Below are 18,499 nucleotides of genomic sequence, written 5' to 3' on the forward strand. Positions count from 1 at the left end.
CAATAACAGAGCTATTGAATTGGAGATCGATACAATCTCTTGCTTTCGTACTTGGGATGATCGACACGAATATGCCTCCGGCTACACTTTCGCTAAACAATGACAACAGAGGACGTCGATAAGAAAGCCCTCGACGTCTTTCCCGGACGTGTCGTCCGGAAGGACCTCGTCCAGGATATTAAGTCCGGAGTGAACGTCCCAACCTACGTTCTCGAATATCTCATCGGACAATACTGCGCAACTGACGATGAGGAATCTTTGGAGGAGGGACTTGAAAAAGTTAAACAGATTCTATCGAAGCACTACGTCCGTCCCGACGAAGCTGAGTTCGTCAAGAGTGAAGTACGTGAGCGTGGTCGATATCGGGTTATTGATAAAATAACAGTCAGACTCGACGAGCAGCAGGATGCCTACATTGGTTCGTTCGTTAATCTTGGATTGAATGGTATCGAGATTAATGAACACCTTGTCAGCAAACATCCTAAACTCTTAGGCGGTGGTGTGTGGGCCATCATTGACTTAGAGTACCTACCAGATAACGCGAACAGTCCGAAGAGTATCTTCGGTATTGATTCGTTCAAACCCATCCAAGTGTCGAATCTCGATCTTGATCAATTGAAAGATCGTCGACGGGAGTTCACCCGTGATGAGTGGATGAACCTCATTCTCCAGAGTGTCGGGTATGACCCCACTTCATTCAGTGACCGCGAGAAACTGCTCTTTTTGACTCGCTGTCTCCCGCTCGTCGAGTTCAATTACAACTACGTAGAGCTAGGACCTCGAGGAACTGGTAAGAGCTATCTTTACAGAGAAATTAGTCCCCACTCGATACTCATTTCTGGTGGGAAAACCACTGTCGCGAAGCTTTTCTTGAATCTTAACACTGGACGAATTGGGCTCGTTGGCCGGTGGGACGTAGTAGCCTTTGACGAAGTCGGTGGTCTCAAATTCACAGACTCTGAAGCCGTTCAGATGCTCAAGGACTACATGGAGTCGGGGAGCTTCTCCCGCGGTACCGAGGAACTTACCGCACAAGCCTCGATGGTCTATATTGGGAACATAGATCTGGATGTGAAGAGCGTTCTCAAGAGTTCCCATCTGTTTGAACCATTCCCTGATGAGATGCAAGACCTCGCCCTCATCGACCGATTCCATTACTACCTCCCTGGTTGGGAAGTCCCGAAGATGCGTTCCGAATTCTTTGGCGATCAGTTCGGATTCATCGTCGATTACTTCGCCGAGTTCGTCCGTGAGCTGCGGAAAGAATCATACGGAGATGCCATCAACGAGGAGTTTGCGTTTGGAGATCACCTAAACCAACGAGACGAGAAGGCTGTTCGAAAAACGGTATCTGGCTTACTTAAACTGCTTCACCCACATGGAGAGTACACAAAAGAAGAGCTCCGCGAATATCTTGAATTCGCTATGGAGGGACGTCGTCGTATCAAAGAGCAATTAAAACGAATTGGTGGAATGGAGTACCGAGCAGTTGAATTCTCGTACCTCGATCTAAACACGAAAGAAGAGATCTACGTCACTGTCCGAGAGGAAGCTGATGAATCCCTTATTCCACCTGGAACACAGCAGGCAGGGACTGTATATACTATTGGAGATAGTGACGGTCGACATGCTCCATTCCGAATCGAGACACAGACACTCCCTGGGTCCGGTAAAACGAGCATTTCAGGCACACCTGGGAAACTGATGAAAGAGTCCTTCGGAACCGCGTGCGATTATCTACAGGCAAATATGCGGGAGCTCAGTCGTGACGAGACCTTAGCCGAGTACGATATCAACGTACAAATTCTCAACCCATCCGATGCGAATGAAGGTGGAGAAACAAGTGTTGGTCTCCTCGTTGGGATCGTCTCAGGTATCCTTGACCGACCTGTCCGCTCCCAAGCAGTTGTCCTTGGGGCAATGAGCCTAATGGGTGAACTGGTTGCAGTGAATTCCCTCGTCGACAAGCTCCAGTTAGCGGCTGACTCAGGAGCAAAGACAGTGTTACTGCCTGCAAAGAATAAAGGAGACTTCGCAAATATACCAGACGAGCTTCTCGATCAGCTTCAACTTGTATTCTATACTGATCCGCTGGATGCAGCTAGTAAGGCGATTGAACTGGAGTAACAAGGTAAATATCTACACCATTGATAGCTGGTTGGGTCTAACCAAGGCATTCTAGAAGACAGTTCCAGTCGGAGTATGACTCTCGTCAAAAATAGATGATCTGAGGGAGACCATCAACACCGGTGAGCAGGACGACCGGGTCAAAGCACTCAAAAGACGAAAAGAGCTCAAATCTCAATACGAAGAGGTCGACGCAGAACTCACTGACCTACGCCAGCGTCGGGATCAAGAGTTTCCCGAGAAACACTGGAGATCCGACAGAGACATGCTGTCAACGTACGTGTGCTCCGCTTAACTGTGACTCAGGTCGAGTACGAGCAGGGAGAAATAGTGTTTGAATTTTTTGAGGAAGAAATCACACGGAGTATGACTGTCGGGTACGGGAGCGGTATTGGAATAACAGATGAAGTAAAGTGTCCACCGTGTAACCAAGCCCTCACATAGAATAATCTCAAATCAATAAAAACAGAATTCAATGCGCTAAGTGCAATTCAAGTACCGATTGATAGGGGTGCTTGGTATACATTGTCATCTGAAACCAGCTTATTGTCTCTGACGATGAGAGTGAACCAATGTGTATATTAAATCACGATTTTGAATCAGATTCAAGCGTTGGGACTTCAGATTCGTTCCACATCTCATTCATTTGTATTCTAAGATCAACAGTACTATCATATGTTTTTAACATTATCTCTTTTTTAAGAAGGGATGATTTTGATTCTGTTTCGATATATATTTTCCCGAAAATTGTCTCTGTGTAGAATTTATACAATTCTGCTGCAATTGTATTGTAGAATTCGGCTATCGAATCATCTTTATTGGGATTTGGTAGTTGTTGAGAATCAATCTCTATATCTGGAGAATAGTCTTGATTAGTTGCGTCTGCTGATACGGAAGTTACTAGTCCATATCGAACCCGTTCATTAAGTACGTATTGAATAACTTTCCCACGTGAGAATGTGTCTTCTCCGTACATATCTAGTATTCTTCCCCAAATTTCCCAGATATACTTGCATCCGTCCTCAAACTGTTTCTCTAAGTTGTTTGGCACTCTTCCCTTCTCAGTTAGTCTATATTTTTTCTTTTGACCTCGACGCCAATCGTCTGGTGTTTCAACAATACTTTCTTCTTCGTATTTTTCTAACCGACTTTTTAATGTGTTTCTAGAAATAATATCATTCACTTCTCGCAGTAGCTCATTAAAGCCGATCCCATCAGGATAATCATCTAAGGTCTCAAGAATTTGTTCTTGTTGCTTTTGTTCCAGTGTTCCATCACTGGCTAAGTTTTGATGTGGGAAAGGCCCCATATCTTCAGTCATTGGTATAGTAGTGGTATAGTGGTTCACTCCTCCATATTACTTATGCAATTGGTGCGATAGAATTGATGAGGAGGGCATCAAGAGCCGACAACCGATGAGTCGAGTGGAATTTGGAGAGAGCATACAGAGAAATAAGATCCAATTAAGAACAAAGATGGCAAAATATAGCGTAACATCTGACACGGGACTACAAGTTGACGAACATGGTCCTACAAATGAGAAACCGGAATACACTCTTGATGAGGTGTCGGCCTTCTTTGCTGGTCGAACACTGATCTATCAAGAGAAAAAACAGCTTCGAACAGCCACGTCCATCTCATCAACTCGTACACGTGAAATACGTCGTATGTTAGTTCGAAACAATCTATGACCAGTGACAGTGATAAGGAATTACATCATCCAGCTGGACTCATTAGTGATAATGAGTCTGAGTGCTTGTTTGATGGAGAAACCTCACAAAAGGCCCGTGATGAGCTACGTGAGCAAATCAGTAATCGACTCGGACAAACACTCCGTGATTTCGCGGTAGTGTACCCGACACTCCGAGAATGCGATATTGAATCTGTATTTGATCCAGACTCTCCCCGGAAAGTCACTGAAGTTCGAGCAGCCACACAGGATGCACTTGCGATGTTTGTCTATGGTATGTTGACTAACGGTGATATGCTTGAGATGCGACTCCAGGATGCGATTCAGAACGCGGCAATAAGCTACGGTGAACAAATTGATGTGAAACTGAGCCTCCGTCGTGGGCCGCTTCCAACCATTGAACAGTTCATTGTACAAGCTGATGAGGAAGGAATCTCTGAGGGAACACTCACCTTATTGGAGTACTTTTTATATGAAACAGATGTGAGCCAAGAAAAATTAATTGAGGCTGCAGAATGTTTATCTATCGACTTCTCAGAAGAGGATATAGTAAGTGCTAATGAGATGGGTCCGTGTGTCCGAAAACCACAGATTGCTTTTACTGACGTAACGATAACCGATGAAGAAATTGAAGACAGCACGGAAAACAATAAATGGTAGCTAAATGAAATCAAAAAATTTTGTAGGTCGAAATGAAGAAATATCTATAGATACCTCTACAATACTCTACCACGTCGCTTCTGCCACCAACTTGCCCTCTATCCTTGAACACGGAATTTTACCCGCAGATTCGACACATCGAGATTATTTAGAAACAAAGTTGTCACATATTGCTACAGATCATGGGATAGAATTTCCAGTTGTCAGACAAGATTGTGTGTTTTGTTACCCTTCAATAGACATTGCTCTCATGGGTATACACCCAGACACCGAGTGTAACAATAGCCTTATTTCACATAGCGGGATCGTTCTTGTTGATGCAGCAAGTACAGATACCAATCTGTATATGGGTGAATTCCGGTATATTTCTGATGCAATAGATTTCCAACAGATGGTGAGACCTGATGAGGCGATGATCTCCAAATCTTTTGAAGATGCTTTGGCTCGCTACGCTAAATCATTCACTGAAATAGAAAAAATCTCACAAATAGGAAATCTCTCAGAGCAGTTCCACACCCCAGAAGTGGTTATTGAAGGAGGCGTCAAACCAAGTGCAATCACTGAATGTATTTTCTGGAAACAACTCCACACTCAAGGACTCCCACAACCAGTACGAGCAGGTGGTAGTGACGAAGGAAGTCTCAGTCGACGATCACGTATTGAGGAAAAATATAGAAATAGGAATTGTAGATAGATGACTAGACCGGACTCGAATAGCACTCAAGATCAGTTGCGTGTTCGGCCTGCTGAGAGTGAGGAAGACGTCTACTTTCTAGCTCAACAAGAGCATCATTACTTTGCACCTGCCAATGATTGGCCGGAAGAAATTCCACTCAATTACTTGCCAATTGTAGGGGGGAATATACCCGATAGCTCAGAAAATAAAACCCCACTAGATGCTTATGGTGTGATTGCTGAGCACTCACCCTCGAAAACCAACCAGACTGTTAGAATCGGAGGAGGTGTCGTATTACTCTATGATCGAAATGATGCTGCTGATACTTTACCCCCAGTCGGTGGTTTTCCTCATGCAATAGTCTGTGATGTGAATGCCTATCTATTATTCACTGTCGTTGACCCAGCATGGCAAGGACAAGGAATTGGTCGGAGAATCTTACAGGATCGGCTTCATTGGATCGACTCAACAAACGCAGAAATGGTCTTTACCTGTGGATGGGAGCGCGACTCTAATGGAAGCAGTCGACCGCTTCTTAGCGATGCTGGATTTACCGAAAAACGGACAATCGAAAGTTTTTATTCCGATCATAGCCGACCCTCATGTCCAGATTGCGGTGCTTGGCCAACCAACGATAAAATGTGTCAATGTCGTACAACAGTATGGATCAAATATCTATAATCAAGAGCCACAGATTTGTTTACTATATCCACTTAGCCGGGTTATGCTCCAACTGGATTAGAATCTCGGTAGAAGAAAGTTTACCACGGTCAGAGCGATATGAAATAGCCCTGTTTTAATCGAGTATTCCAGAGAATATGCCTATGAATTAAACTTGGTTGGTTCTATGGCCGACTTCTTGTGAAGTTGGATCGTGATCGATTACACAAGATTACCCAGAAATAGACCAAATAAGAGAATTTCCAACTTTACGACTTTGGATATCTCCCTTCTCCTCGATAGATTTTAGTCGAGCATAGGCTGTACGGTGGGTGCACCCTACTTTATTGGCTATTTCAGAAGTTCCAGCCATACCGTCTAGCTCTTCAATAGCATCTAAGAACTCCTCATCATGGTAACTCGTGGTATATTTTCCGGAGTCCTCGTCGCGATCCTTACCGGGCATACTGAAATCATAGAATAACGCAGCGTATGTAGGTAATGGATTGGTTCATCGATTCAACCATCTCATTTTCATGTGATGGTAAGATTTATACCATTACATAGTGTATGTTATGGTGTGGAAATCCAGTCCCTTTGGGGCAAAAATCATATCGAAATTGCCCGGGTGCTAAGGACACCAGGGCTGGGTTCCCCACGTCAAAGGAACCATGGAAGAATCAACATCGAAAGTTGAAGACAGTACCGATGGACAATTGATTGAAGATATATGTCAAATAAAATGGATTGCGCTCGGGGAGGGGGCCGTGGTGTGTCAGGTGTGCGGCTCCTCGCTGTCGGACGGTTCGGCGGTGACGGTGTTTGTGTATCGTCCGGCGGGCCAACCCACCTTTGAGGTTGGTCACGTGATTTGCGGTGAGAACGACCACGATCTGCCGACGTATTTCACACTCGGCGTACGCGAACTGATAGTCGACGGTCACATTGGCCGTTGTGTGGATGTAGCCTCCGATGCATCTTGGCCGATTTTACTGGAGCCGTCGGTGCGTGCTGTTTCGTTGATGTCGTCGACGAGTGGTCGGATTGCGCCTGAGTCGTCGACTGATTCGTCGGGCGAGGTGTCGTGGGTGTATGGTGATGCGTTGTTGGATCGCGCGACTGACGTCGAACCTGATGGTGTCCCTGGTGACGGTAGTCCCCCAACTGATCACGACGGGACAGTGATTGCAGACGACACCACAGATGTGACTCCTCCAGGAGCTGGTGACGAGATGGTCAATGCTGACGATGACAGTGATGGTGCAGCTCCTCCTGCTGACACCGAATGCTCTCCAGGCTCTCGTGACGATACGGTCCCTGCTGACGCTGATAGCCCTCCAGCTGCCGGTACTGGTCCTGCTGGCAGTGACAGTGCGGTTCCCGCTGACGCTGACGGCCCTCCAACCAACGATAGCACTGTCGAAACCGATGAGACGAACGGCGAGGGTGGTGAGTGCTGATGGTCGAGACCACATTGTTCGACACGGACCACCTCGATTGTGAGTTCGATCTCCCGGGTGAATTCGCAGACGGAACACTCCCGGATCTTTTCGTTGGCTTGGAAATCGATCTGCTCGCGCCTGGCGACGGCATCGTAACGGATCGTCACCATGCGTCGGCGGACCGATACGAGGCGGATGATCCGATGAATCAGATTGGTGGCCAAATCTCACCGTTCACGTTGTCTGGGTGGTTGCGTCACGGTTGTGAGCGTGTCCTCCACACTGCAGGCTCAACGGCGTGCCACCCGGGCGAAGCAGACGGTGACTACATGCTTAACGACGTGTACGAACGCGACCTCGAAGCAGGCTACCACGAGAAAGGGTCGTGTGTCGACTCTGAAATCCATGGTGAGCATGGGTGTCTTGTTTATGATTTGTTTGGTGGGTTCGGTAACAGAGCTGGCCGAGTGATTCGTCGACCGATTGGGTTCTCACCGATTCGTCGGCAAGTGGATGTGACGAAGGGTGAGGCTGAAGCGCATTTCCGGCAACTGCACACGCAGGTGCGTTCACGAAACGCTGACGATGAGGGGCAACCGCTGCGGCATGCCACTCGGGATGTTGTTGGGAACCTGGTGGGGACGTGGCGGCTTACGCTGCGGGAGCTTCGGCCGGAGTACGTTGGGTTGCTGATTGAGGCGGTCGAGTACCTCAACAACAATAGCGACTCGTTTGAAATGCAACTTGGTGGGGCGCGGAATTTCGGTGCTGGGATCGTCGACGCCGAGGTACTCAATCCGTTGTATTCGAAGCGGGAGGTGCGGCGTGTGTATAATCGCGCGCAAAAACCAACGTCGAAAATGGAGTCGAAGGATGACGTGTGGGTCGAGGAGTGCCGCGAGGTGTTCGTGCGGGCGCTGCGGTCGCGTGTGAGTGACGTGGATGATGGGTTGCCGCTGGCGCTTGATGGGATGAGTGAGTCGGGTGGTGAGTCTGAATGACTCGTGAGTCGACGGCGACGGCGAGTGACGAGCGGGGTGATGGTGTTTCGGACACGGACACGGATTCGTTGTGCGTGGCGTACCGTCATGATGTGCACAAGTTGTTTGGTCGGAATCACGGGTCGGGTGTCGAGGAGTTCGCTGGTGTTCCGGTGAATGAACAAGTTCCGTTGGGCGCGGATGCGGATGCAGCTTTGTTGAGTCGCCCGGCGGGTGACCCTGAACAAACGGTGGCGAATCACGCTTCACCTCACCGGTTGTCGTTGGTGACTGGGTCGACGCCAGATGAGGCGGATGGGTTGGGTGTTGGTGATGCGGTGGCTGCGTTTGAACAGTTGGTTGTGTCGTCGAATGCTGAACGGTTGCACGCGCAGTGGGTGACGAGCTCGGTGGCTGCTGTGTTCAACGAGTCAGTGTTCTACCCGTACACGTCTCTCAAATTCCACACGTTGCTTGTGGCGGCGTTGCTCGATAATTACCGGGCAGGCTATGACTTTGATGACTTATCGCTTGTGGCGACTCCTGGGTCGCCTGCAGCGAACAATGGTCGTGGTGTAGAAGCAGCTGTGGGCAGTGACTGTGTGTGCCCGCATCGAACGGTGTGTTGGACGCCTGCGCTCGCGTTACACGTGACTGGTGATCCTGGTGATCGTCCCGCAACGCGGCTTGGAGGGTTCCCGGCGCGGTCGTTTAGTGATGTGTGGGGTCGGTTGCCTGAACACCCGGTTGAGGTTGATTCGTCGCGGGCGGCTCGCGTGTTGGATGCGCAACTGCGTCGAATCCGGTCGTGGTCGACGGCGCTTCAATTCATTGAGGATGTGACTCGTGGGTTCGGTGCGGTGAGTGAGTGGGGTGACTTGGATGCGTGAACGAGCAGGCCAGGGTGTCTTCCAGTGGAGTGATCGATCCGGGATTGTCGTCGACAACTGTGACGACGATTCTGCCGACAGTAACTCCGTCGTCGACGCTGGTTCTGACGACGACAACTCTGACGTCGACGTCGACGGCTTTGACGACAGTAATTCTGACGTCGACGTCGTAGACGATTCTGACGACAGTAATTCAGATGTTGACGACGGGACTGCTACCGGAAGCGTGGTGTGTCCTGAGTGGGTTGTCGACGAGTTTGCTCTAAGTGGGATGCGGGCCTTCGTGGACTGGTTGACTTGCTTGTGCGACAGGTGTCTTGCGTGGGTTCGACTCTGGAGTGTGTGGAGACTCACCACGGCGGTGAGTGGATCGGTGTCTCGTGGTTTCGCTGCTTCACATATTAACGATTGCAGTCGAAGCGACGGGGATGCTACTTGCTAATGACGCTGATTCAGGAGGTGTTGTTTGAGTTGGAGACTGATTACTTCGGTCACCCGTACTACGTGTCGGGGCATGCGTTGTTCACGGCGCTTGCGCGTCGACTCGACGATGATGCGGGTCGATCTCTGTGTGTGAGTAACGGCGTGTTTCTCCCGGGTGAGTACGGGCGGATTGTCGGGACAGGGTCGTCGTTTTACACGACGGGCTTGGAGCCGGTCGAAACGTACGATGACCTGTTCAGGTTCCGGGATGCGGCGCAGCGGTGGTTACTGGATTCACGGCCGCGGGATGCGCATAACACGCTGGATCTCCAGAGCCACGGTGATCGCCTCACGTTTTCGCCGACGTGCCGGTTTGGGAAACCCGCGGAGAATCAGTACTCAAAGCGCTCGGTGACGTGGCACGTGCACTGTTACATTCACGGCGAAGGTGATGGCGTAGTGCCGCTCTCTGAATCCGTGCTTGATGGACTACGAGTTGGTGGTGCACGCAACCACGGACTTGGTGAGGTACGACTCACAGACTCTCAAACAATCGAGTTGGAGTCGCTGGATTACTCTCGGGTAAGGAATTGGGACGAGGACCGATTTCATATTGAGTTGTTGTCGCCGTATGTGTTACGGAGTCAGCACCCAGGGGCGGGTGATCAATCGGTGCCGTGGTGGTGGGACTGCCCGCACGAGTTGCGTCGACGCCGGGAACGCCTCGTAGTGGGTGATGACGTGTTCGATGTTGACACTGTGGATCATGGTCAGCGTGTGATGTTCGCGGGGGATGACCCGGTGTCGACGGCTGTGAACGGGGTGCGGCGTGTTGGGACGCATTCGAAATTCGGGTTCGGTGAGTTCCGGGTGCGGCCGGCTGGTGATGATCGCGTGACGTGGTCGGATGAAGGGAGCTCGGCGCATCGCACTCGGTCGCGTCGGTCTGAGGAGGCGGAGTTGTGACGGTGTGAATCCTTGCCTTGGTGACTCGTGTAAGTGGATGCTGATCATTGAAGATATCAACCACGCTGTAACGGATCGTTTGATGAGCAACAATGGATTCAATCGAAAATGAATGAGTTACCGATGCTGACGGTGCTGAACAAGGACGGAATTGATGCGGAACCTGTTGCAGGCTTCGATCCGCAGGACTGCGTGGTGTTGAGTGGCGGTGATGGGGTATGAGTACGGAGTCAGAGCCAGAGTCGGAGTCTGAAGGTAACGGGCGTGGTGATGACGGGCAAATCCCGGCTGAAACGCGTGAGCGAGTGAAAGACCGTGACGGGTTCCGGTGTCAATTGTGTAGTGAGGCTGGGCCGCAAGCGGGTGGACTCGCGGTGCTGCACGTGCATCATAAATCGAGTGACCCGGATGACTGCGAGTATCATGATCCGGAGAACCTTATCACGTTGTGCTGGCAGTGCCACAGTTGGTTCCATAATCGACCGAAGAGTGACGAGGTCCCGGTCGCGTTGAGTGTGGATGCTGAAGACGAGTTGTTACCGCATGATTTCGAAATCCTGCAGGTCCTGGCAGCGGGTGGACCGTTGTCGACGAGCGCGGTGGCGAAGCAGCTTTCAACGGAGCATTCGACGAGCGCGGTTCGAGATCGGTTGTGCGTGCTCATGGGGCTCGACACAGTGGTTGACTCGCAAAACAAGCAAGTGATTGATCAGGATGCTCAAACTGACGAGTGGGGGTTGTGTGAGGAGATTTCTCAGTCGAAACGCGGTCGAATCCCGGAGGATCGAACCACGTTGATTCAACGCGTTGAGGATGAACGCGTGCGACGAGCGTTAGCTCGCGGCCAATCACGCGACGACGTCGCCGACACGTTCGACATGACGCCGCGGACGACGTGGTACAAGCAACGACGCGCCCAAGCCTACGCGTTCCCTCTTGATGCGTTCACACAACACGGTCGCCCACCGGCCTCAACTGAGGATCCCGTCGACACAGGTGACTCTGGGACTGACAACTCAGTCGCCGAGCCTAGTGAGGATGCAGAGCCGGATGAAGTGTGGCCGTCGAATACGGAGAACGCTGATGAAATCACTACCAAGATCGAGGATGAGTGTAACGACAAAAATGAGAATGTGAATAGATCTAATGGTGATGCGAGTGATGTCGAGGACTCCGTGCAGGCAAACCTTCAACAGGCGATTGCGGCGCTGGAGAGTGTTAAAAAAGCTCTTTGACAAGCAGTAAGGGAGGGGATCTGAGAATCTATCGTGGATTACGACTATTCTCTCATCGACGATTGTTTATCGATTATAGAGTTCTAAATCTGATTTATATGTGGCTGCTTGTGCTATTCCTTCTAAGAACTGGGTGGAATAACTTATGTCTCTCTGGGAGATTGTAACGGACGAACGAGTTGGTAATTACTTTGATTGGTTCTTTGCTTAGAGGTGGAATCGATGTTCTCCGTAACCGAGAGTCTGCAGATGACATAGAAAGAGAATTGAATGCCCAATTCAATGGCAAGCAATTTTCTGTTTCTAATTACCAAGGTGAGGAAATTGAGTTGACTATAGAAGCAATACGTGCCCGACCGAAGTTTTTTCGAATGGAGGAAGGTCGGGGTGTTGCCCAAGTTGAGGGTAGTAACCTCTTCACAGAAGTTGAAAAGAAACGTGATGATCCGAAGTTCAGAGAGAAGTTGTGGGCAATGGTTTTCGGACAATGGATAACAATTGTCCGCTTGAAAATCGATAACGGTGATGCTGAATCAATTCGTCCGACTGGACTCGACTTTGGATACGTTACTGCCACGACATCAATACGATACGAAGGGTATGACGATACTCCAGAATTCTTAAGACCGATCTCTCCGATTCGCATTGCAGATACCCATGGCCTCCAATCTGACAAGTTAGAGATTAAGATTCTACATGACGGTCAGATAGGAAACTATGCACAACGCATTGCAGACTCAATAGACCTTCTCCAAGAGATTCAAGATGATATGGAGTACTATGCGACTATCTATCTCCTCGATCTCCATAATTCGAGTCGGAATCCCAATGAGGACGGCTACAGTTGGTCAGACGAAAAAAGAGCTCGGGACCTCAGCGAGTTCCTCTTTGATCACCCTGTTGAATTAGAAGAACTGGAACGAATTGCCTCTGAAATGAAATCTAAAATTAATGATCCGGGGTAAATGGCCGTTGTTAACGTCTACAGCAGACTACTTCAATCAACTCAACAACACCCTACAGCCATATCTTTCTTTAAAAAAGGGAATCCTGCCGTTTACTGTGTGTAGGATGCTACTGCTGTGATCTATCCACGTAGAGTACAATCCCATTGTGATCAAGCCCTTCTGTGTGCAGGTCGATTAGAAGTCTGTGAGATCAACGAGTTCAGAACTCAAATTGACAGCCTGTCTATCGGGTTAGACGTCGATGAGTTGTCAATTGCCAACATACTTCGGCTCTTCCATTGTATCCGGTTCCAGATACACATCCCGATAAACTGTAATTCCGTTGGTTGAGAGATAGTGTTTCACCCGAGACCCCTCTTCTGGGAGTGCTTTTACTTCATACCGGGTTGCGCACATCCCATCGTCGGATTACGCCAATCCAAGCTGGTCATACCCAGCACTATCCGAGACAGTGGATCTGTGAAGGCAGCATTCAAGCAATGGTAATCAAGTCATTTGGTTATTATAGTACAGATTTAATTCTCGACGTAGTCGTATAATGCACCCCAGATGTCGTTGAATTTCGCGTTCTTTTCTGGGAACAGGTAAAACACGACGTACGGTTTCGTTTGCGGGTTCACGACAAGGATTGCTTCTGCACCGTTTTTGAGGAACTCACATCCATTACCTTCAAACAAAGGTTCGGTAAGTAGATCGCCGCGTTGTATGTCCTTATACACGTGAACCATTTTCCCGTCTTCTCCTTGGAACTCTTTTTGTTGGACTTGTATTTCGTACAGTATCTCTCCTGTGTCATCGTCTTCTCGACTTACAGTTACGTGCATAGAATCGTCTGCACGTTTTTCCCAGAACTCGTCGATTGGTCCTGGAGAGTACCCATCAGTTGGAATGTAGTACTGAAGCGTGTCTTGAAGGATTTCAAACTCAAGTAGGTTCCAGTACTCGTTGTTTTCGCCTTCGTCTGTAACTGTTGCTTCGACAACATTCCCTGTTTGTACTTCTTCGAGTTTACTGTGGATTGCTTCGTCGTACCCGATTGTGTTCACCCAGACCGTGTCATCACGAGGGATATCGTATAACGCCATCCGTTTTGCCCCATCTCCGAACCCGACAACCCGATATGTACTTTCGAACACCTGTGGTTGGTGCGTTCTCTTCGTAGATGGTTTATCCGGTGTTTTAGACGTTTCTGGAACTATTTTATCTGCGGATAGTTCTGTGTCAGTCCCTGCTGTTAGAGCGGTATCAACGGCTTCAATGTCTTCAACGGTAATTATATCGGCATCACGTTCAAAGGCTGCATTGCGGGCAGCATCTTGTACTAACCCTTCAATATCAGCTGCAGAATAATCCTCCGCATTTTGTGCGATTGTTTCAATATTCTCAGTTGCAATCTTGTAAGCTCGTTGTTTAAGTTGTGCTTCAAGAATATTCGCACGAGCACTTGCATCTGGGAGTCCGACTTCGATCTTCCGATCAATCCGGCCACTTCTAGTAGCGGCTTTGTCTAATTGCTCCAGTCGATTTGTGGCACCGACGAACACTACCCCGTGTTCTTTCGTTTCCTCAAGATGATTCAGAAACTCATTGACGACCTTGTTATCTTCTTCATGTTGTCCGCTGCTACTCCGGTTAGACAGCACAGAATCCAGTTCATCTAAGAATATAAGAGCACCACCTTCTTTTTTTGCCTGCATTTCAGCTTCGCTAAACAGTTGGTTTATTTGCTGTGCACTCTGATTAATCCACTTCGATTTAACATCTGACCCGCTCAATTTTACGAAAGGAAGACCGAGCTCAGTCGACAACGCCTTTGCAATATATGTCTTGCCTGTGCCAGGAGGGCCATGAAATAAAATATTTGGTGCTGTGATACCCAACTTTTCTGCTTTCTCACGGTCGGTTGTGAGTGGTCGAATGACTTCTTTGTTCAGTTGTTCTTTGAGATCATCCATTCCACCGACATCGTCCATAGAGACTCCAGTCTTGTACTGCCAATCAAATTCCATTCCTTGGTTTCTGTCGCTCATCTTAGGAGAGTAGTTTTCTGCATATTGCAAATTTGACCGTGTTGTCTGGTCGCTCCGTAGATTGGTGCGTGAGTGGTTTGTTGGTTCTGATGCTGTATTTTGAGTAGCATGATAGAGTATGAGCTGTATCGGTGTTTTTTGGAATATGTCGGTCGGTTTGTGAACTGTTCATGTTTGGATCATTGATTGTCTATATTTCATCGTTCCACATCATGTTTTGTGTTGATCTCAATGAGAATTAGTTCGACCAACAGACTCTCGTTGTGGTGCTAACCAGATTCGAACTAATGTTTCAAGAATCATTTTGTGTGATTTCAAGTTAAATATCAACTGTAAAGAAAATGTCGAAATTCAGCCGCTACCGTGATCAGATATATGTGAGAAATTTACTACTATAGAAGAGTGCATCTCTCGGCCACTCTATCAGAAGCCTTTGGTTCTGGTTGGCATACCAGAACGCTTAGGATTCCATAGACGACTAAAACGAGTGGTTTTTTAGAGTTCGCTGCAGACAGGATCTGTGCCTATGTCAGACGGAACACATCCCACAATATCTTTTGATGATATGTCCTAGTTGAATTTTCGGGCGTGTCTTGCTTCATGACACTCTCGGCAGAGCGTCCGGAGATTAGACAGTGTGTTCGGTCCATTCCGTGACCTCGGAAGAACGTGGTCTGCGTGTAGCTCAGCAGTACCATTCGGACCACCGCCTTCACCGCAGTTCACACAGGTGTGTCCATCTCGTTTATAAACTTGCTTCCTAATTTTGTTCCAATTGTTTGGCGCCTGCAAACGCTCAGAGGTTGAGTCCTCTGGTATTGGTTTTGATCCTGGTACGAAAGGAAACAACTGTGCAGGCGTGTAAACTCTCGAGGCCCGAAGATACACGGCACGCCGGTCGGGATTACCCAAAAAACTGAGCTTTTGAAAATTCTCTTTCGCTTCGCCGGAAAGTATCATTATCTTTGTCGGGATGTCCCAATTCTTCCAAAATCCCCACATAAATGCTCGAATTATATACTGGATTGGAAAAATGAACAATGTGTATATTGGCCAATAGAATATGTGGACCCACTGCGTCTTCGTGTCAGAACTTCGTTTAAGATCTTCGTATTCATAAGCTGCTGCATTATCGGACGATGTAGGTTTAATCGATAATCCCTCAATCAAGTATTCTTCTCTGTCATCATCTACTTCATTCGGAGTCGAAATTGATTCATAACTACCGCCTACTTCATCCGGAGACGGTACCGATTCGTATGGTGAAGAGTCCGATCTCCCTGTTTCTGAATGGTCTTTTTCATCCATTATTATACTATCAAATATAGTTGTAAATTTAAATGATATAATATAATTGGTAGAGCATAATATAACCGCTACTTCAACTATTTTATATTTGATTAAGTGTAATCACACTTCTGAACAGTAGGTGAGATTTTTAGCTCAGTTGTCCCAGACACAGATTTTTCACAATGACTGTATATTTGTTGGAGACGCAAGCATACGTTCAGCTAATAAATCCTAATTTTAGAATTTCCACGGTAAGTGACATTTTCAGTCAGTGGTAGAGCATTATCTCTCCACTCAAGATTCAATTGTTACATCCGCATCGATCTGCAACTGCAACCCCTTGTAATCGGCGTCATCATCGGACGGTTTCCGATACTCAATTCCACAGTTCTTAAACACAGCCTCCGAACCGTTGGTATATAATTCCTCGATACGTTGGTGCTGTTCATTAGTCGCATCATAAAGGTTCAGATCGATTAGCCCGCCACTATCCCAGTCAAGCGTCGCAAAGTTTTCGGTGAATTTGGCATCGATACTGCCGAAAACCGTTTTCCGGCATTCATTATCGTTTTCGAGTGTTTCGAGTTCACTACCAGACAGTGGGTAATGGTGAGTACACAACTGATCAGGCATTTCCTCTATGAAAACTGACTCGGCACCCTGGATGGTGATTACATCGAGGCGTGTTTCTGCTCGTGTCAGAGCTACATAGAACAGCCGCCGTTCCTCTTCGAGTTGATACGGAACGTCTTTTTCCTTATAAATCGCTGGTGGCTGCTTGACTGGGGCCAACCAGGGGTCAGGTTTCATACTCGGATACCCACCAACTTTAGAAACTTTGGGAATAATTACGTGTTCGGCCTCTGAGCCTTTAGCATCGTGAGCGGTACGGATATCGATAGCATCAGGAACTGCCTTCTTGAGGCTGTAGTAGAATTCCGGATCACCATCCTGTTGACGCAGCAGAATTTGGATATCCTCCGGTGGGTATTCGGAGTCATGAATAAGTGCCTCAATTTTTCGTTGGGTAGAGACGTTTCGCTTGTACGGATAGATATCGCATCCCAGATGATGGACGTTTATTCGGTCACCGCCGTCGAGCCCAGTTGGGTTCTTATCTGTTCGAACCTCGTTATTTCGAATGACAGCATTACTCGCCGCGACAACCGTGTCAGGACACCTGAAGTTATCTTCTAAGCGGGTGTCCATATACGCATCATACTCAGACAGTAGTGGATTGCCGTCAGTAAAGACTGATACCGGATCTGGGTATCCCTCATGTTCACCGGCTCCAAGCACATCTCCGAAATTAATAAACAGATCTGGGCGGGCTCCTTGGAATCCGAAGATGGACTGCCAATCGTCACCCACTCCAAAGATGCGAGTATCATCACGTTGCTCGGCAAGGGCTTTGACGACTCCAAACTGGACCGGATTGAGATCCTGCATTTCATCAATAAAGATGTATTGGTAGCAGAATTCCCCGCTGACCTCACCGGCTTCCAGGAGGTCTCGTGTGAGGACGATTGACCCATGGAAATCTGTTTTCGTTCGATTATCGAAGAGCTCCTGGAACTCTCTGTAAGCCGCCAGACAGAGTTCACAAAACTCAGGAACCCCCTCATCTATCTCGTCCGTCTCCTCAATATGCTTTGTTACTTCTTTTCTGGCCTCATCGGGACCCCACTCTCGAACTCGGGCCTGTGAGATGAATTCGGCGACGTTATCGACGATATCCTGCTTGAGTACTTTGGTCTCGTACACATAGTCCATCAAGTCCTCACCAGTGAGCCGGGTGTCGACTCCGAGGCCTGCTGCTTCGAATTTTGTCTGCAGTCGTCTTTGGACAGCAGTTTTGAACGTCTCTTGTGTTCTTGGGTCGTCCCAGTTGATCGTATCACTTGTTGCTTCAAGGATTTCGCTGCCCTCCAATATTATCCCAGTTTTGTCGCTTGGGTCTGTATCGAGGTTTTCGTTCGGTTCGAAAATACGGCGGATTGTCTCAGGACGTTCGCTGTTGAGATTTCGGTATCGAGGACGGTCGTTCCGTGTCTCTTCTGATGTACAGTATTCTATATAGATCGTTTCATTAGTCGACTCATCGACGAGCCTGAAATCTAACACAAAACCTCCGGACGGGGAATGAGCCCAATCCAAATGCACTTGATAATCATACTCAAGTTGGTGTTCCATGAGAAATCGGGCTATCGCTTCATGAGCGAGTCCTTCTTCAGGAATCGTATCCATTTCGACTTCTTCACCTCCAATTGTCACCCCTGACTTTTCGGTGAAACTCTCATAGATACCCTCAACGATATCGAAATTATTAGGATCACATCCGTCTTTAGTTAGTCACAGAACCGCGGTACAGCGGTAGCTTATCGAATTTCCTTTTCGAGAGGAATGAGGAGGTAGCTAGTGTGCACAAAGATACCTCCTCGACCCGTCTTATGCGTCGTCTC

General features: G+C 48.2%; 15 protein-coding genes and 1 pseudogene. 11 read left to right on the forward strand and 5 right to left on the reverse strand.

Features of this window, described 5'->3' with window-relative positions:
* Positions 1–99 precede the first annotated feature (99 nt).
* Positions 100–2,127: a protease Lon-related BREX system protein BrxL gene (gene brxL / locus NO877_RS08195; protein WP_256395832.1), complete on the forward strand. Its 2,028-nt coding sequence runs from the start codon at positions 100–102 to the stop codon at positions 2,125–2,127.
* Positions 2,128–2,713: 586 nt separating this feature from the next.
* Here brxL and NO877_RS08200 read toward each other — a convergent pair.
* Entirely contained in the window at positions 2,714–3,448 is a 735-nt protein-coding gene (locus NO877_RS08200; protein ID WP_256395833.1) for a winged helix-turn-helix domain-containing protein, read from the reverse strand.
* 366 nt (positions 3,449–3,814) lie between these two features.
* On the opposite strand from NO877_RS08200, the gene NO877_RS08205 reads away from it, so the two are divergent.
* The 4 genes and pseudogenes from NO877_RS08205 to NO877_RS08215 all read left to right on the forward strand — a co-directional run bounded on the left by NO877_RS08205 (position 3,815) and on the right by NO877_RS08215 (position 5,895).
* Entirely contained in the window at positions 3,815–4,477 is a 663-nt protein-coding gene (locus NO877_RS08205; RefSeq protein ID WP_256395834.1) for a DUF8102 family protein, read from the forward strand.
* Between the two features lie 4 nt (positions 4,478–4,481).
* On the forward strand, positions 4,482–5,171 hold the full coding sequence (locus NO877_RS08210; RefSeq protein ID WP_256395835.1) for a hypothetical protein: 690 nt from the start codon (positions 4,482–4,484) through the stop codon (positions 5,169–5,171).
* Positions 5,172–5,645, forward strand: a pseudogene (locus NO877_RS19910) (N-acetyltransferase); the annotation flags it as partial. It abuts the gene before it with no gap.
* A gap of 22 nt (positions 5,646–5,667) precedes the next feature.
* Complete coding sequence (locus tag NO877_RS08215; protein WP_256395836.1) at positions 5,668–5,895, forward strand: hypothetical protein; 228 nt, start codon at positions 5,668–5,670, stop codon at positions 5,893–5,895.
* Positions 5,896–6,045: 150 nt separating this feature from the next.
* Here the strand turns inward: NO877_RS08215 and NO877_RS08220 are convergent, their stop codons facing one another.
* A complete protein-coding gene (locus NO877_RS08220) occupies positions 6,046–6,279 on the reverse strand; it encodes a transcriptional regulator (RefSeq protein WP_256395837.1) in 234 nt (77 codons plus the stop codon).
* A gap of 205 nt (positions 6,280–6,484) precedes the next feature.
* Here NO877_RS08220 and NO877_RS08225 point away from each other — a divergent pair, with 205 nt between their 5' ends.
* From NO877_RS08225 to NO877_RS08250, 6 genes are all read left to right on the forward strand, one after another.
* Positions 6,485–7,273: a DUF8112 family protein gene (locus tag NO877_RS08225; RefSeq protein ID WP_256395838.1), complete on the forward strand. Its 789-nt coding sequence runs from the start codon at positions 6,485–6,487 to the stop codon at positions 7,271–7,273.
* Positions 7,273–8,256, forward strand: a complete 984-nt coding sequence (locus NO877_RS08230) for a hypothetical protein (RefSeq protein ID WP_256395839.1) — start codon at positions 7,273–7,275, stop codon at positions 8,254–8,256. The genes NO877_RS08225 and NO877_RS08230 overlap by 1 nt, the downstream gene beginning before the upstream one ends.
* Positions 8,253–9,125 carry a DUF8168 family protein gene (locus NO877_RS08235; protein WP_256395840.1) on the forward strand — a complete coding sequence of 291 codons (873 nt, stop codon included), beginning with the start codon at positions 8,253–8,255 and terminating at the stop codon, positions 9,123–9,125. The genes NO877_RS08230 and NO877_RS08235 overlap by 4 nt, the downstream gene beginning before the upstream one ends.
* Before the next feature lie 441 nt (positions 9,126–9,566).
* Positions 9,567–10,514 carry a hypothetical protein gene (locus tag NO877_RS08240; protein ID WP_256395841.1) on the forward strand — a complete coding sequence of 316 codons (948 nt, stop codon included), beginning with the start codon at positions 9,567–9,569 and terminating at the stop codon, positions 10,512–10,514.
* Positions 10,515–10,732: 218 nt separating this feature from the next.
* Complete coding sequence (locus NO877_RS08245; protein ID WP_256395842.1) at positions 10,733–11,749, forward strand: HNH endonuclease; 1,017 nt, start codon at positions 10,733–10,735, stop codon at positions 11,747–11,749.
* Between the two features lie 179 nt (positions 11,750–11,928).
* Positions 11,929–12,714 carry a hypothetical protein gene (locus NO877_RS08250; RefSeq protein WP_256395843.1) on the forward strand — a complete coding sequence of 262 codons (786 nt, stop codon included), beginning with the start codon at positions 11,929–11,931 and terminating at the stop codon, positions 12,712–12,714.
* A gap of 518 nt (positions 12,715–13,232) precedes the next feature.
* On the opposite strand, the gene NO877_RS08255 is transcribed toward NO877_RS08250, so the two are convergent.
* From NO877_RS08255 to NO877_RS08265, 3 genes are all read right to left on the reverse strand, one after another.
* Positions 13,233–14,747 carry an ATP-binding protein gene (locus NO877_RS08255; RefSeq protein ID WP_256395844.1) on the reverse strand — a complete coding sequence of 505 codons (1,515 nt, stop codon included), beginning with the start codon at positions 14,745–14,747 and terminating at the stop codon, positions 13,233–13,235.
* 570 nt (positions 14,748–15,317) lie between these two features.
* Positions 15,318–16,055 (reverse strand): HNH endonuclease, encoded by a 738-nt coding sequence (locus NO877_RS08260; protein WP_256395845.1) that lies wholly within the window; start codon positions 16,053–16,055, stop codon positions 15,318–15,320.
* 276 nt (positions 16,056–16,331) lie between these two features.
* A complete protein-coding gene (locus NO877_RS08265) occupies positions 16,332–18,284 on the reverse strand; it encodes a DEAD/DEAH box helicase (RefSeq protein WP_256395846.1) in 1,953 nt (650 codons plus the stop codon).
* Between the last annotated feature and the right edge of the window lie 215 nt (positions 18,285–18,499).

The organism is Halohasta litorea, assembly GCF_024494645.1.
Lineage (GTDB): Archaea > Halobacteriota > Halobacteria > Halobacteriales > Haloferacaceae > Halohasta > Halohasta litorea.

Excerpts from the sequence above, each read along its gene's own strand:
- NO877_RS08265 (WP_256395846.1), bottom strand. The coding sequence starts at position 18,284 with ATGGATACGATTCCTGAAGAAGGACTCGCTCATGAAGCGATAGCCCGA.
- NO877_RS08255 (WP_256395844.1), bottom strand. The coding sequence starts at position 14,747 with ATGAGCGACAGAAACCAAGGAATGGAATTTGATTGGCAGTACAAGACT.
- NO877_RS08200 (WP_256395833.1), bottom strand. The coding sequence starts at position 3,448 with ATGACTGAAGATATGGGGCCTTTCCCACATCAAAACTTAGCCAGTGAT.
- NO877_RS08205 (WP_256395834.1), top strand. The coding sequence starts at position 3,815 with ATGACCAGTGACAGTGATAAGGAATTACATCATCCAGCTGGACTCATT.
- NO877_RS08245 (WP_256395842.1), top strand. The coding sequence starts at position 10,733 with ATGAGTACGGAGTCAGAGCCAGAGTCGGAGTCTGAAGGTAACGGGCGT.
- NO877_RS08220 (WP_256395837.1), bottom strand. The coding sequence starts at position 6,279 with ATGCCCGGTAAGGATCGCGACGAGGACTCCGGAAAATATACCACGAGT.
- NO877_RS08225 (WP_256395838.1), top strand. The coding sequence starts at position 6,485 with ATGGAAGAATCAACATCGAAAGTTGAAGACAGTACCGATGGACAATTG.
- NO877_RS08230 (WP_256395839.1), top strand. The coding sequence starts at position 7,273 with ATGGTCGAGACCACATTGTTCGACACGGACCACCTCGATTGTGAGTTC.
- brxL (WP_256395832.1), top strand. The coding sequence starts at position 100 with ATGACAACAGAGGACGTCGATAAGAAAGCCCTCGACGTCTTTCCCGGA.
- NO877_RS08210 (WP_256395835.1), top strand. The coding sequence starts at position 4,482 with ATGAAATCAAAAAATTTTGTAGGTCGAAATGAAGAAATATCTATAGAT.
- NO877_RS08235 (WP_256395840.1), top strand. The coding sequence starts at position 8,253 with ATGACTCGTGAGTCGACGGCGACGGCGAGTGACGAGCGGGGTGATGGT.
- NO877_RS08240 (WP_256395841.1), top strand. The coding sequence starts at position 9,567 with ATGACGCTGATTCAGGAGGTGTTGTTTGAGTTGGAGACTGATTACTTC.
- NO877_RS08260 (WP_256395845.1), bottom strand. The coding sequence starts at position 16,055 with ATGGATGAAAAAGACCATTCAGAAACAGGGAGATCGGACTCTTCACCA.
- NO877_RS08215 (WP_256395836.1), top strand. The coding sequence starts at position 5,668 with ATGGAAGCAGTCGACCGCTTCTTAGCGATGCTGGATTTACCGAAAAAC.